Below are 13,853 nucleotides of genomic sequence, written 5' to 3' on the forward strand. Positions count from 1 at the left end.
TCCTGAGCTCATAAAAGGCCCTCGCACGGGTTAGGCGGAGTCTTCGGTGGATGAGGGACACCGAAGACTCCGCCTACACCCCTGAGCTTACCGGCGATAGAGATGTAAGCATCGAATCCACAAGCAATTCTCAGCTTCTGGTGAATCTCACAATACCGACGCCCACCATGGCCCATCGGTTGCGCGACGGTCGAGCCGGCCGCCCGATCAGCGTCGATCCGGTTCGCCACGGCGGGCATGTCGGCCGTGGTGCGATTTCGGCCACATTCGACGCCGGATCCGCGAGCCGGGGGACGGTCCGACCTGGTAGCGCGGGCCCTGTCCGCCGGAGCCGATCCGATCCGCTCGGTACCCCCGCGGTCGGATCCGGGTGCGCGCTCGCCGAATCCGCGACGGGCGTGCGCGCACCCGCCGAGTTCGGCACGCGGCCTGCGTGTCCGAATCATCCCGATAATTCAGGGGTTTCCCTGTTGCCGAATCGGAAGGGACCGGTGACCCTGGGAAATATGAGCCCCCCGCTTGACGCCATGCCCGCCTATTCTCCGGAACCGCGACTGCCCGTCGCGCCCGCGCGGATCCTCGCTCCGGATTCGGTCCACGATCTGCGTGGCGACCCGGTCGAGGAACTGCGCTACCCGAACGCCGCCGCGCTGGTCTTCGCGGGTGTGCCGGGGGCGGGCAAGAGTACGGCGCTGCGCCTGTTCTTCGGGGCCACCGCCGAGGCCGAGACGGCGCCGCACGGGCCGGGCGGCGCGCTCGTCCTGGATTCGCATCACGCGCGAAATCGCTGGCGGCGCAAGCTCGGCTGGCTGCCCTACCCGCTGTGGCGACCCGTCGTGCACGTCGCGCACTACGCGGGCATCAGGGCCGCCCTGCGTGACGCGCCGGGCCCCGTGGTGATCCACGACTGCGCCACCTTCGGCTGGGCGCGCGCGATGATCCGTCGCTGGACGGTCGGGTTCGAGCGCGAACTGCACCTGGTGATGGTCGATGTGCCGCCGCTCGACGCCATGGCCGGTCAGCGCGCACGCGGGCGGAGGGTGAACGGGGTGTCCTTCCGCCTGCACGTACGTCGCTGGCAGCGTCTGATCGATTCCGTGACGGCCATGGACCCCGACGCGGTGCGGTCCGCGTCGGTGGTGGTCGTCGACCGGTCGGCCGTGAACGCCATCCGGCGCATCACTTTCGGCGGATGAGCCGACCCGTGCTCACCGGACCAGGACGGTGAGCGCGCCGGGAACCGCGCGCAGGGTCGCGGGCAGCATTCCCGCCGGTTCACCGTCGGCGGTCGCGGGGGCCGACGGCGCGGACAGCGTGACCTGCGCGACCCGGTACCGCTTGGTGGCCGGGTGGTCGATCCGCTTACCCGCCGACAGCGCGGGCAGCAGTTTGAGCATCTCCAGCCGCGACACCTTGCCGACCACGGTCAGGTCGAGCAACCCGTCGTCCATCTCGGCGTCCGGGCAGATCAGCATGCCGCCGCCGTAGGTCCTGGAGTTGCCGACCGCGACCATGACGGCCTCGGTCTCGAGGACGGTGTCGCCCGCCGGATTGTCCAACGCACCCGGCGCGACACCGGACAGTTCGATCCGATACGGCACCGCGAGTCCGCCCGCGAGTTCGGCGAGGGCGGCGAAACTGTAGCGGGACGGCCCCTTCGGCCAGCGCATCTCGTTGGCGCGCAACGTGACCCGGGCGTCGAAACCGGTACCGGTGACCGTGGCGAACCACATCGGCGCGATCCCCGTCGACTCGATACGTCCCAGGTCGACCACCCTGGTCCGGCCCGCGAGAACCAGATCCGCCGCGGCCACCGGATCATCGGTCGGCACCCCGAGCGCACGGGCCAGATCGTTGCCGGTGCCGCTCGGTATCAGGCCGAGCGGCACCCCGGTCTCGGCGATGGCCTCCAGGATCACACAGACCAGTCCGTCACCGCCGACGCAGATCACCGCGTCCGGGGCTCCGGCCGGGTCGGTCAGCGAATCACGTACCAGGCGTACGGATTCGGCGGCCGACGGGGCACGGATCTCGGTGATCTCGACGCCGCGTTCGGCGAGCCTGGCCACGGCGGCGGTGGCGGTGTCGTGCCCTTTGCCCAGTCCGGAAAGCCGATTGGTCACGACCAGGGCGCGGCGCAGGGCACGTGGCGACTCCGAATAGACCTCCGTCATCGGATCAGCTTCCCAGGATTGAGGATGCCCGCGGGGTCCAATTCCCGTTTCACCGCGCGCAGCACCCGGACACCGAGTTCGCCGATCTCGTCGGACATCCACGGCCGGTGATCGGTGCCGACCGCGTGGTGGTGGGTGATGGTGCCCCCGCCCGCCACGATCGCGTCACCGACCGCCCGCTTGGCGACCGCCCACTGCGCGATCGGATCGTCGGTCTGCGCGGCGACGATCGTGAAGTACAGCGAGGCGCCGGTCGGGTAGGTATGCGAGATATGGCACATCACCAGCGGCGGCGTGCCCTGCGCGGTCAGCGAATCCGTCAGCGCCGCCGTCACTTTCGCCTTCAGGTCGGCCAGGTTGGACCACGTGGTCGCGGTCTCGAGCGTCTCGCACAGCACCGCGAGGTCCAGCAGCGCGTCGCGCGTGTAGGGGGCGGCGAAGCGACCGTGCTCCCACTGCCGCGCCGGGGTCTCTCCGAGCGCGGTGCCACCCGCCGCGCTGAGCAGCGCCTCAGCCTCGGCCTGCCGCGCCGCCACGTGCGCGGCGGTGCCCTCGTAGGTGGTGACCGCCAGACATCCCGAAACCGCGTCGCCGCCGATATCGCCGGATCGGGCCAGGTTCAGGCCGGTCTCGGCCTCGTCGGACAGGCGCAGCACCGTCGGCGCCGCGCCAGCCTGCACCACGGCGCGCAGGGCGGCGGCCCCGGTCGCGAAATCCGGGAACGACCAGGCCTGATATCCGACGGTCTCGGGTCGGGGATGCACCCGCACGGTGACCTCGGTGATGACGCCGAGCACCCCTTCGGAACCGAGGAACAGTTCACGGAGGTCGGGGCCCGCGGCGGAGGCGGGCGCTCGGCCCAGTACCAGGGTGCCGCTCGGCGTGGCGACCGTCAGCCGCTGCACCATGTCGTCGAAGCGTCCGTACCCCGCCGATGCCTGCCCGGACGAGCGGGTGGCCGCGAAGCCGCCGATGGTGGCGAATTCGAAACTCTGCGGGAAATGCCCGAGCGAAAGCCCTTGCGCGGCGAGCAATTCCTCCGTTCGCGGGCCGGTGAGCCCGGCTCCCAGGGTTGCGGTGCCACTGACGGGATCGACGTGGGCGATCGAGTCCAGGCGTCGTAGGTCGAGTGCGATCACGGTGTCGAAACGGCCGCGCACCGGGTCGACGCCACCCACCACGCTGGTCCCGCCGCCGAAGGGCACCACAGCGACGGCCTGTTCGGCGCAATAGGCGAGCACCGCGACCACCTGCTCGTGATCGGCGGGCGCGACGATGGCGTCGGGAGCGTCCTGGGGACCGTGGGCGCGGCGTCGCAGCAGGTCGGGGGTGCTCTTACCGCCCGCGTGCAAGAGGCGGTCGCGGTGATCGGTCGACACATTGCCCGCACCGACCACCGCGACCAGCCCGTCTCGTTGCGCCGGTGTGAGCACCGACTCGCGGAGCGGCACGTCGCCCTCATCGCGGCGCGCCACCGGGTCGCCGGACACCCCGAAAACCTGCGAGAGCAGGCCGCGGATCTGCGCCGGAAGTGGCTGATGTCCGGCCTGAATTCCCCAGGCGTCCCACACCATACTCGCTGACGGCGGCGCCGCACCCTGGTTTGCCACGGGAACCGAATCCGCGCCGGTGCGCTTCGTCTCGACCATGCGTTACAGTTTGACATAGAACGTCAAGCAGTAATGATTCGACACGTACACGCGGCACCGAGGTGCCGCCGATATCCGGCGGTGAACATGCCAACCCCCGACGCGGCCGAGAACGAAACCCCGCTCTCCGCCGTCGATCTCGCGATATTCGACGCGGCGCGCGCCTGCGTCGAGGAATTCGGCGTCCGCAGGACCACCCTGACCGAGGTGGCCCGGCGCGCCGGGGTGAGCAGGCCCACCGTCTACCGGCGGTGGCCCGATACCGGTTCACTGGTGGCCGAACTCCTGGTCCGTGAGCTGCGCGCGATCATCGCCGAGACCATGCCATCGGGCGGAGCGGCCCGCGCCCGACTGGTGCGTGGCATCGTCGCGGGCGCGGCGGCGATCCGGTCGAATCCGCTGTTCGGCAAGATCTTCCGCACCGACACCGATCTCATGCTCACCTACGTGTTCGGGCGGCTCGGACGCAATCAGCGCACCCTGGTCGAATTGTTCGCCGCGGTGATCGGCGAGGGACAGTCCGACGGCTCGATCCGCGCGGGCGATCCGACCCGGCTGGCCACCATGCTGCTGCTGATCACCCAGTCCGCGGTCCAGTCGGCCGCGACCGTCGCGACTCTACTGCCCGGCCCCGAACTCGACGCCGAACTGGGCCACGCGATCGAAGGCTATCTGCGCCCGGAAACCACCCGCCGTCGATGACGGCGACACCACCGATGACCTGCACCGGAAGGGAATGGCGATGACCGCGAAGCCGACGACCGACAAGGCTCGGACCCGGGGGAATTCGGCCCCTGGGAATTCCGCGCTGAACGCCGACCGGCGAGCCCGCGAGCTGCGGCGGCTCGGCGACGACGCCGATATCGATCTGCTCGTCATCGGCGGCGGGGTCACCGGTGTGGGCGCGACGCTCGACGCCGCCGCGCGCGGACTGCGGACCGTACTGGTCGAGCGGCACGATCTCGCGTTCGGCACGAGTCGCTGGAGTTCCAAACTCGTGCACGGCGGATTGCGCTATCTCGCGGGCGGTCACGTCGGCATCGCGCACGAGAGCGCGGTGGAGCGAGCGATCCTGATCGGTTCCACCGCACCGCATCTGGTGCGTCCGCTGCCCCAGATCGTGCCGCTGCTGCCCGGCCTGGGACGCGCGAGCCAGGCGCTGATCCGGACCGGTTTCCTCGCGGGCGACGTCCTGCGTCGCGGCGCGGGCACCCCGGCGGCGATCCTGCCGCGATCACGCCGGGTCGCCGCCGCCGAGACCTTGCGGCTGGCCCCCACCGTGCGCCGCGCCGGTCTGCGCGGCGGCCTCCAGGCATGGGACGGCCAACTCGTCGACGACGCCAGACTCGTGGTCGCGCTCGCCCGCACCGCCGCGAGCCGGGGCGCGACAATCCTCACCCGCGTCGAAGCCCTCGACGTGAAAGGCGATTCGGCCACCCTGCGCGACACGCTCACCGGCGAAACCCTGCTGGTCCGGGCCCGCGCCGTGGTGAACGCCACCGGCGTTTGGGCCGACCAGGTCGATCCGAGTATCGAATTGCGGCCCTCGCGCGGCACCCACCTGGTGTTCGACGCCGCCGCGTTCGGCGGTCTCTGCGCCTCGCTCACGGTCCCGGTGCCCGGCAGTACCAGCCGATTCGTCTTCGCCTTCCCCGCGGCGCACGGCCGGGTGTACCTCGGCCTGACCGACGAGGACGCGCCGGGCCCGGTCCCCGACGAGCCGCGCCCGACCGAGTCCGAGATCGACTTCCTGCTCGACACCGTCAACACGGTATTGCGAGAGCCATTGAGCCGCAACGATATTCGTGGCAGCTACGCGGGCCTGCGGCCACTGTTGAAGACCGGCGACGGCAGTACCTCCGACATCTCCCGCGAACACGCGGTACTGACCTCGCCCACCGGGGTGATCACGATCGTCGGCGGCAAACTCACCACCTACCGCAGAATGGCCGAGGACGTCGTGGACGCGGCCGTCGACGCGGCCGGATTGATCGCCGAGCCGTGCCGAACGGCGCGTCTACCCCTGATCGGCGCGGTCTCCGGAGCCGCGCGTGACCGCGTCGACGCCCCGCCGACGCTGATCGAGCGCTACGGCGGCGAGGCGACGACCATTCTGGCCGCCATCGCGGACAATCCGTCGCTCGGTGAACCGGTCGCGCCCGGAATCGATGTCAGTGCAGCCGAATTCGCGTTCGGAATCAGCCACGAGGGCGCGCTCGACGTCGCCGATCTGCTCGACCGCCGCACCCGCATCGGCCTGATCGCGAGCGACAGAGACGCTGCACTCGCCGCGGCCGAGGCGGCTTTCGCCGCCCATTCCGGGTGATCAGCTCCAGTTGGTCAATTCGGCGAGCATCGCGGTGCGCGGCCAGCGTTCCAGCCCGTGTTCGGCCTCGGCGGCCCTGACCGCCCGCATCTCGGGGGCTTCGGCCGACACCGGGATGTAGTGGAAACCGAGGCGCTCGTAGTACGGACCGTTCCACGGCACTTCGGTGAAGGTGGTCAGGGTGATGGCGCGCATCCCCTGCGCCTTTGCCCAGCGCGCGGCGGATTCGATCAGCTGTTTGCCGATGCGCTTTCCCGCGTGGTCGGGGTGGACCGAGACCTGTTCGATGTGGGCGTTGCCGTCGACGATGCCCAAGACGAGGTAGCCGATCGGCAGATCGGCATCGTCGGCCCAGACCCACGCGCGCCCGGCGTCGAGGAATTCACGCAGGCGTTCCAGGGTGGGCGGGTCGTCGTCGGCGACCGCCGTCATCCCGATGGTCGCGAACGGCTGCCCGGCGGCGCGCTCGATCTCCTGCAAGGCGGGCAGATCGGCCTCGGTGGCCGGTCGAATCATCTGCATGCGGGAAGTATTCTCCCTTCACCGCACCGGTGTCGCCAGGATTCCGTCGATCAGTGCCCGCACCGCCCAGCTCGCGCGGGTGTCACCGTCGCCCGAGCGGCGCGCGGGCGCCGTCATCGCTGTGCGGCCCGCGACCGGTTCGGCCTGCCCGAGGCGGCGCGTTCCGGATGCGCGCGCGGCGTGACCGGCGCTCTGTTCGGCCGCGGCCGCGGTGATGTGCAGATACAGCAGTTCCACCGCCCAGTCGAGGGTCCGCTCGTCCACCCCGGCGTCGGCCAGCAGTCCCCGCATCCGGTCGATGAGCCGCAGCGCGTTGGCGCCGGTGGGGGCCGAGGCGAGGGCGACGAAGGCCAGTCCCTCGTGTCTGCTCATGACGGCGACCGTCGATTCGATGATCGCGATCAGCCGCTCGCGCCATATACCGTCGTCGGGTTCGGCGACCGAGCCGAGTACGTGATCGAGCATGGCGGCCATGAGATCGTCGCGATTGGCGACATAGACGTAGAGCGAGGCCGCACCGGTGTCCAACTCCTGGGCCACCCGCCGCATGGTGAGTGCTGCCAGCCCCTCGGCGTCCAGGACGCGCAACCCGGTGTCGATGATCACCTCGCGGCTGAGCGGGGCCTTCGACGGCCGGGCCCTCCGGCTGACCGGCGCGGGCCTCACGCGGCGGCCCGGCATAGGTTCGGCCATCCGATGACATCGACGGCTTCGGGGTTCTCGATCGGGTCGGTCCACTTCGCCATGGGCCGAAGCCTACGCCCGGGCGAACACTGTTTGACACGAACGTTGTTCGGAATGTCGCGGGGGTCGCTGTCGTCTCGCTGCATGTCGCAGTGGTTATTGCCCCACCGGAGCGTCGCCCAAACCTCGCGCTCGCCGCGCCGACCGCCCGGCCACCCGATCCGCAAGCCCGGATGGGATGGCACCCCCGCCACTATGCTGGACGCGACAAGTGCGCGGGAAGGAGGCACGGGTGCGCAAGAACCCGTCGACCGTCGGTATCGCGCCGGGTGACGGCCTGATCGCACGTTTCGGCTCGGTCGTCGTCTACCTCGCGGGTGAAACGGCTTCCACCGATCGGATTCTCGGGGCGATCGAAGCCGTCTCCGACGCGGAACATCCCGGCGCGGCTATCGCCCAGCGACTGGCCGCGGTGGTATTCGGCAGCGGCTCGGAGCCGCCGCCTTTCGGCGTCGTCGCCCCCACCTCCGACGGCACCGTGATCCTGCTGCGCGGTCCCGTGATCGCCGAGATCCACGGCGCCGAGGGAGTGCGAAGGATCTCGGGGGCACGGGCGTTCACCTGGGTTGACGAAATCGTGCGCGAACCGGTGCGCCGCATCACCGTCGGCATCGATGCCGACGGCCCGCCGTCGGCGCTCCCGCGCACGGATCTGCGCGCGGGCGTGGTCCCCGGCGGCGGCTTCGAACTGCGCGTCGGCCTGCGCCGCGCGAACCAACCCTCCGGCTCCGGGTCCGCGTCGGAGGCGGACGAGCCGGGGCGCGAAGCGGCCCAACCGGGGCCGGGACGGCGCACCGAGGAACCGGCAGGCACCGCACCCGCGGGTTTCGACACCGTGGACGACACCCCCGGTGCGGATCGCACCGCACGCACGGGCGAACGCACCAGGGCCCACCACACATCGGCCGCGAACCACCCGTCGCCCGCCGCCGAACCCGCCCGGACCGGGACGAATTCGACCGCGCAGCCCGTACATCCACGCCGCGTCGGCGAAGTCGCCGCCGCACCGAAAACCCCCGCGCGCACCGCCCCCGAGGACATCGGCACCCAGGCCATGCCCGCAGGCTGGTCTGGCACACACCATTCGGCCGCGACACCGCACACCGGCCACGACGTACCGCCCGACGATTCGCTGACCCGCCCCGCGCGGCCGGGCACCGGGGCCTCGGTGGGCGCGCTGGTCTACGACGACACGGCCTATCCGCTGGACCGCCCGTACGTGATCGGACGCAGCCCCATGTCCGACGATTCGGTACGCAACGCCATCGCCTCGCCGCTGGCCGTCCCCCGCGACCGGCACGTCTCGCGCATCCACGCCTACGTGACCCTCGATCGCGGCAAGGTCTTCGTGCGCGACGCAGGCACACCGGCGGGCACCTTCATCGCCGCCCCCGGCGCCGAGACATGGACCCGCATCGGAACCGCGACGACCGAACTCGCCCCCGGCTGGAGTATCCGCATCGGGGAGAAGATCCTGACCTACCGCGCCGACGAGCAGCGGGTACGACTGCTGAAGTAGACCGCGCCGTCCCGGGCACAGGTGACCCACACCACCCGTCCGAGCGGGTCGCCGGGTTCTACGATGCCGAGGCGAACACCGATGCCCGCGGCGGCACAGCGGGTATGGAGAGGACGATGGGACTATGCACCGACACGGGCCGACCGAGGATATCGATGAATCCGCGCTGACCGTCACGCCGCCGAAGACACAGGCCGCTGGCGTCACGGCGGTGGCCGTCTCGCTGACCCGCGCGGTGCGGGAGATGGGTGTCGTGCGGACCGCGCGGACGCTGGCCCGGGTCAATCAGGTGCACGGATTCGACTGCCCCGGCTGCGCGTGGCCGGAACCCACCGGGCATCGTCGTCCCGCCGAATTCTGCGAGAACGGCGCGAAGGCCGTGGCGGAGGAGGCGACGCTGCGCACCGTCACCCCGGAATTCTTCGCGCGGCATTCGGTCGATGAGCTGTCGCGCAAATCCGGGTACTGGCTCGGACAGCAGGGACGGCTCACCCACCCGATGGTGCTGCGTCCGGGTGACACCCACTACTCGCCGATCGACTGGGACGACGCCTACCGGCTGATCGCCGACGTCCTGCGCGGGCTCGACTCGCCCGACCGCGCCCTGTTCTACACCTCGGGACGCACCGCGAACGAGACGGCCTTCCTCTACCAACTGCTCGTCCGCAGCTACGGCACCAACAATCTTCCCGACTGTTCCAACATGTGCCACGAATCCTCGGGCACGGCCCTTGTCGGTTCGATCGGCATCGGCAAGGGTTCGGTGACGATCGACGATTTCGACGCCGCGGATCTGATCATCGTCGCCGGTCAGAACCCGGGCACCAACCATCCGCGCATGCTCAGCGCCCTCGCGAGCGCCAAGGCCGCCGGCGCGAAGATCGTCGCGGTGAATCCGCTGCCGGAAACCGGACTGCTCGGGTTCCGCGATCCGCAGACCGTCCGGGGCGTCACCTCCGGTGTCCCCATCGCCGACGATTTCCTACAGATCCGGCTCGGCGGTGACATGGCGCTGTTCCGCGGCCTCGGCCGCCTGCTGTTCGAGGCCGAGGATCGCGCGCCGGGCACGGTCGTCGACCGCGCCTTCGTGGACGAGCACTGCGCCGGTTTCGACGAGTACGAGAAGCAGTCGCGCGCGGTCGATCTGGACACCGTGGTGGCCGCGACCGGCCTGCCCCTGGCCGATATCGAACGCACGGCGCGGCTGTTCGCCGCGTCGAAGAACATCATCATCTGCTGGGCGATGGGCCTGACCCAGCAGCACCACGGTGTGGCCACCATCGAGGAGGCCACCAACCTGCTCCTGCTGCGCGGCATGATCGGCAGGCCGGGCGCGGGCGTCTGCCCGGTGCGCGGGCATTCCAATGTGCAGGGCGATCGCACCATGGGCATCTGGGAACGGATGCCCGACAGCTTCCTCGACGCGCTCGACCGCGAATTCGGCATCACCAGCCCGCGCGCCCACGGTTACGACACCGTCGACGGTATCCGCGCCATGCGGGCGGGCGAGGCGTCGGTATTCGTCGGCATGGGCGGCAATTTCGTCTCCGCCACCCCCGATACCGAGGTGACCGAGGCGGCGTTGCGCGGCTGCGATCTCACCGTGCAGGTCTCGACCAAACTCAACCGCAGCCACCTGGTGCACGGGCGGACCGCGCTCATCCTGCCGACACTCGGACGCACCGACAAAGATGTGCGCGCCGGCGTGAGACAGCAGGTGTCGGTGGAGGATTCGATGTCGATGGTGCACCTGTCCACCGGCAGGCTCGATCCGGTCAGCGATCAGTTGCGCAGCGAAGTCGCCATCGTGTGCGATCTCGCGCTGGCGTTGCTCGGCCCGGACCATCCGGTTCCGTGGGCCCGATGCCGCGACGACTACGACGAGATCCGCGACGCCATCGCGCGGGTGGTGCCCGGCTGCGACGACTACAACAGGCGGGTACGCGATCGCAACGGCTTCGTGCTGCCGCATCCACCGCGCGATTCCCGCGAATTCCGAACCGGCACGGGCAGAGCGAATTTCGGGATCAACGAGTTGAGCTGGGTGCCGGTGCCGCCCGGGCGGTTGATCCTGCAGACGATGCGCAGCCACGACCAGTACAACACCACCATCTACGGTCTCGACGACCGCTATCGCGGCGTGCGCGGTGGTCGCCGAGTGGTCCTGGTCAATGTCGACGACATCGCCGAAATGGGTTATGCCGAAGGCGATCTGGTCGATCTGATCTCGGAGTGGACCGATGGTGTCGAACGCCGGGTGGAGGGTTTCCGCATCGTCGGTTACCCGACACCGCGCGGTAACGCCGCCGCCTACTATCCCGAGGCGAATCCGCTGGTTCCACTCGATCATGTAGCGGCACGGTCGAATACGCCGGTTTCCAAGGCCGTGACGATCCGGCTCGAACCCCATGTCCACCCGGAGGCGCGGTCATGACCGTGGACCGATACCCGGCGACCACGGCCGAGGGTCCATCGCGAGTCCCGCGCTCCACCGGGGTCCGGTCATGAGCAGGGTGACCGCGCGCCGTCCGACGTTGCGGATCTCGCCGAACGGTGAAGTACGCAGGCCCGACACTCTCGCCGTGGAGGAACCGCTCGAGATCCGCATCGCCGGACAGTCGCTGACGGTCACCATGCGCACACCCGGCGCGGATATCGACCTGGTGCACGGTTTCCTGTTGAGCGAGAACATCATCGGCTCCATGGACGACGTCGTGAGCGCGCGCTACTGCGCGGGCACGGACGCGGACGGCCACAACACCTACAACGTCCTCGATGTCGAACTGCGCGGGCCCGCGACGGTGCGGCCACGCAATTTCCTCACCACGGGGGCCTGCGGTGTCTGCGGCAAGACCGCGCTCGACGAGGTCCGCTCGCACACCAGATATCCGATCCGCGCGCACGCCGGCGCCATCGACACCGCGGTGCTGGCGGGTATGCCGGAGAGCCTGCGCGCCCGCCAGTCGGTCTTCGACGCCACCGGCGGACTGCACGCCGCCGGACTCTTCACCGTGGGCGGCGAGGCGCTGGCGGTGCGTGAGGATATCGGCAGGCACAACGCCGTCGACAAGGTGATCGGGTGGGCGATGCGCGAAAATCGAATCCCCGCACACGATCTCGTGCTCATCGTCAGCGGGCGTGCCTCGTTCGAACTGGTCCAGAAGGCGGTCATGGCGGGAATTCCCACGCTCGGCGCGGTCTCGGCGCCGAGTTCGCTCGCGGTCGACCTCGCGGTCGAATCCGGGTTGACCCTGGTCGGATTCCTCCGGGGCGACACCATGAACGTCTACAGCGGCGCCGACCGTCTGGTGATCCCGGGAACCGCCGCGGTACCGAGCGCCTGACCGGTGAAATACCGCCGGTCGTTGCCCGGAGGGCGCTGTCGGAATACGGTGAACGCACCGATCCACCCCGGTGCCGAGGAACGGAGCGATCGATGCGGATCTCGCTGGAGGGCAAGTCGGGGGGCGTACGCGTGCGCATGCGCTTCGAACAGAATCGCGGGCGTTGGCTGGCCGTACGAATCATCCTGGGCGTGTTGGCATTCCAGGGGATCGTGATCGGCTTGTGGGCCGTTCTCGCGCCGCACTCGTGGTACACGAGTTTCCCCGGTTTCGGTATGCACTGGGTCGCGGTGGACGGGCCCTACAACCACCATCTCGCCGCCGATGTCGGCGCGTTCTTCCTGGCGCTGGGCGCGGTATCGCTGTACGCGCTGATCCGCACCGGGGTGGAGAGCGCGAGGGCCGCGGGCATCGGATGGACGGTGATGGCACTGCCGCACCTGATCTATCACGCCTTCCACAAACCCGTCGAGATGGGGACCGCGAGTTTCACCCTGAGCGTCATCGCGGCCGCCGCGCTGCTGGCGCTCGGCGTAGCACTGCTGGTGGTGGTGCCGCGCGGCCCCAGGGTCGCCGATCCCGATCCGATCGACGTCCGTTTCCCGCGCCGCAAGGAATAAGGGGGTCAGCGCCACCCGTCGATGGAGGTGAGGTGGCGCAGTGTGCGCACCACTGCCGGGGCGCACAGATGATCGTCCCGCGGCCCGAGCCACGCCATTTCGGCGATTTCCGCGGCCGGGGCCGGAACACCCCGGCCGGGCGCACGGAAACAATGCATTTCTACGAGGGTGCCCGGGCGACCGTGGGCCGGAGCCGTGATGGTCACCTCGGGCGTGATGCGCTGTTCATCGATCTCGACGCCGAGTTCCTCGCGGACCTCGCGGACGAGCGCTCGCGCCAGGGTCTCCCCCGGCTCGGGTTTGCCGCCGGGCAGGTAGAAGGCGTCACGACCCTCGGTACGGACTGCCAGCAACCTGCCGTTTTCGACGCATAACCAAGCAACCGACGTGAGCGTTCGTTCCGCGGTCATGATCTGCAGACGCTACCCGGAAATCAGGCTTCGAGCGCCTCGAGCAACGCCGCCCGCTGACGGGCGCCCAGACCACCGATGCGGCGATCCTCCGGAATCTCGGCCTGATCCATCAGCTTGGCCGCTTTGACCGGTCCGACGCCGGGCAGGGCCTTGATCACCGCCGCGACCTTGGTCTTCTTGACCAGATCGTCGGACTCGGACTTCTTGAGCAGGTCCGCGACCGAAACCTTGCCCTCTTTCACCTGACCGATCAATTCGGAGCGCGCCTTGCGCACCGCGGCCGCTTTGGCCAACGCCTCGGTGCGTTGCTCGGCGGTCATTGTGGGCAGTGCCATGTCTCCTCCGCTTTCACTCGTCACTCGAACATCTGGTTGACCGGGTCGAGTAAACAGCACCATGTCGACTGCACCCCGCCGACACACCGGGTGAATGTTGCGATGAGTTTTCCGAGTCGAGACCGTCGTAATCGATGAAGCAGCTGCCGACTACGGGCGAATCGGACGAAAGGAATGCAGGCCGTGGCGCTGTCACTCACCCAATTC

General features: G+C 69.5%; 13 protein-coding genes. 7 read left to right on the forward strand and 6 right to left on the reverse strand.

Annotated features, from left to right (window positions below):
• Positions 1 to 506 precede the first annotated feature (506 nt).
• Positions 507 to 1,196, forward strand: coding sequence for a hypothetical protein (locus tag DAT37_RS06965; RefSeq protein WP_232839554.1), 690 nt, complete (start codon positions 507 to 509; stop codon positions 1,194 to 1,196).
• Between the two features lie 12 nt (positions 1,197 to 1,208).
• Here the strand turns inward: DAT37_RS06965 and DAT37_RS06970 are convergent, their stop codons facing one another.
• Complete coding sequence (locus DAT37_RS06970) at positions 1,209 to 2,174, reverse strand: YegS/Rv2252/BmrU family lipid kinase (RefSeq protein ID WP_109523845.1); 966 nt, start codon at positions 2,172 to 2,174, stop codon at positions 1,209 to 1,211.
• Positions 2,171 to 3,823, reverse strand: a complete 1,653-nt coding sequence (locus DAT37_RS06975) for an FAD-binding oxidoreductase (protein WP_109523846.1) — start codon at positions 3,821 to 3,823, stop codon at positions 2,171 to 2,173. The genes DAT37_RS06970 and DAT37_RS06975 overlap by 4 nt, the downstream gene beginning before the upstream one ends.
• A gap of 87 nt (positions 3,824 to 3,910) precedes the next feature.
• Between DAT37_RS06975 and DAT37_RS06980 the strand changes: the two genes are divergently transcribed.
• Together DAT37_RS06980 and DAT37_RS06985 are read left to right on the forward strand one after the other, a co-directional pair.
• Positions 3,911 to 4,525: a TetR/AcrR family transcriptional regulator gene (locus DAT37_RS06980; protein ID WP_109523991.1), complete on the forward strand. Its 615-nt coding sequence runs from the start codon at positions 3,911 to 3,913 to the stop codon at positions 4,523 to 4,525.
• A gap of 40 nt (positions 4,526 to 4,565) precedes the next feature.
• Positions 4,566 to 6,149, forward strand: coding sequence for a glycerol-3-phosphate dehydrogenase/oxidase (locus DAT37_RS06985; protein ID WP_109523992.1), 1,584 nt, complete (start codon positions 4,566 to 4,568; stop codon positions 6,147 to 6,149).
• Here DAT37_RS06985 and DAT37_RS06990 read toward each other — a convergent pair whose 3' ends face one another.
• Positions 6,150 to 6,671 carry a GNAT family N-acetyltransferase gene (locus DAT37_RS06990; RefSeq protein ID WP_232839555.1) on the reverse strand — a complete coding sequence of 174 codons (522 nt, stop codon included), beginning with the start codon at positions 6,669 to 6,671 and terminating at the stop codon, positions 6,150 to 6,152. It lies immediately after the preceding gene.
• 18 nt (positions 6,672 to 6,689) lie between these two features.
• Complete coding sequence (locus tag DAT37_RS06995; RefSeq protein WP_232839556.1) at positions 6,690 to 7,364, reverse strand: TetR/AcrR family transcriptional regulator; 675 nt, start codon at positions 7,362 to 7,364, stop codon at positions 6,690 to 6,692.
• 283 nt (positions 7,365 to 7,647) lie between these two features.
• Between DAT37_RS06995 and DAT37_RS07000 the strand changes: the two genes are divergently transcribed.
• From DAT37_RS07000 to DAT37_RS07015, 4 genes are all read left to right on the forward strand, one after another.
• Positions 7,648 to 8,934, forward strand: a complete 1,287-nt coding sequence (locus tag DAT37_RS07000) for an FHA domain-containing protein (RefSeq protein ID WP_157978345.1) — start codon at positions 7,648 to 7,650, stop codon at positions 8,932 to 8,934.
• Between the two features lie 124 nt (positions 8,935 to 9,058).
• Positions 9,059 to 11,368, forward strand: coding sequence for an FdhF/YdeP family oxidoreductase (locus tag DAT37_RS07005; protein ID WP_109523848.1), 2,310 nt, complete (start codon positions 9,059 to 9,061; stop codon positions 11,366 to 11,368).
• A gap of 70 nt (positions 11,369 to 11,438) precedes the next feature.
• Positions 11,439 to 12,278: a formate dehydrogenase accessory sulfurtransferase FdhD gene (gene fdhD / locus DAT37_RS07010; protein WP_109523849.1), complete on the forward strand. Its 840-nt coding sequence runs from the start codon at positions 11,439 to 11,441 to the stop codon at positions 12,276 to 12,278.
• A 92-nt stretch (positions 12,279 to 12,370) separates the two neighbouring features.
• On the forward strand, positions 12,371 to 12,898 hold the full coding sequence (locus DAT37_RS07015; protein WP_109523850.1) for a hypothetical protein: 528 nt from the start codon (positions 12,371 to 12,373) through the stop codon (positions 12,896 to 12,898).
• Positions 12,899 to 12,903: 5 nt separating this feature from the next.
• Here the strand turns inward: DAT37_RS07015 and DAT37_RS07020 are convergent, their stop codons facing one another.
• Both DAT37_RS07020 and mihF read right to left on the reverse strand, forming a co-directional pair.
• Entirely contained in the window at positions 12,904 to 13,308 is a 405-nt protein-coding gene (locus tag DAT37_RS07020) for an NUDIX hydrolase (protein WP_109523851.1), read from the reverse strand.
• Between the two features lie 23 nt (positions 13,309 to 13,331).
• The gene (mihF, locus tag DAT37_RS07025) at positions 13,332 to 13,646 is read right to left on the reverse strand and encodes an integration host factor, actinobacterial type (protein ID WP_109523852.1); all 315 of its coding nucleotides are present in this window, start codon (positions 13,644 to 13,646) and stop codon (positions 13,332 to 13,334) included.
• Between the last annotated feature and the right edge of the window lie 207 nt (positions 13,647 to 13,853).

This window comes from Nocardia aurea, from assembly GCF_003123685.1.
Taxonomy (GTDB): domain Bacteria; phylum Actinomycetota; class Actinomycetes; order Mycobacteriales; family Mycobacteriaceae; genus Nocardia; species Nocardia aurea.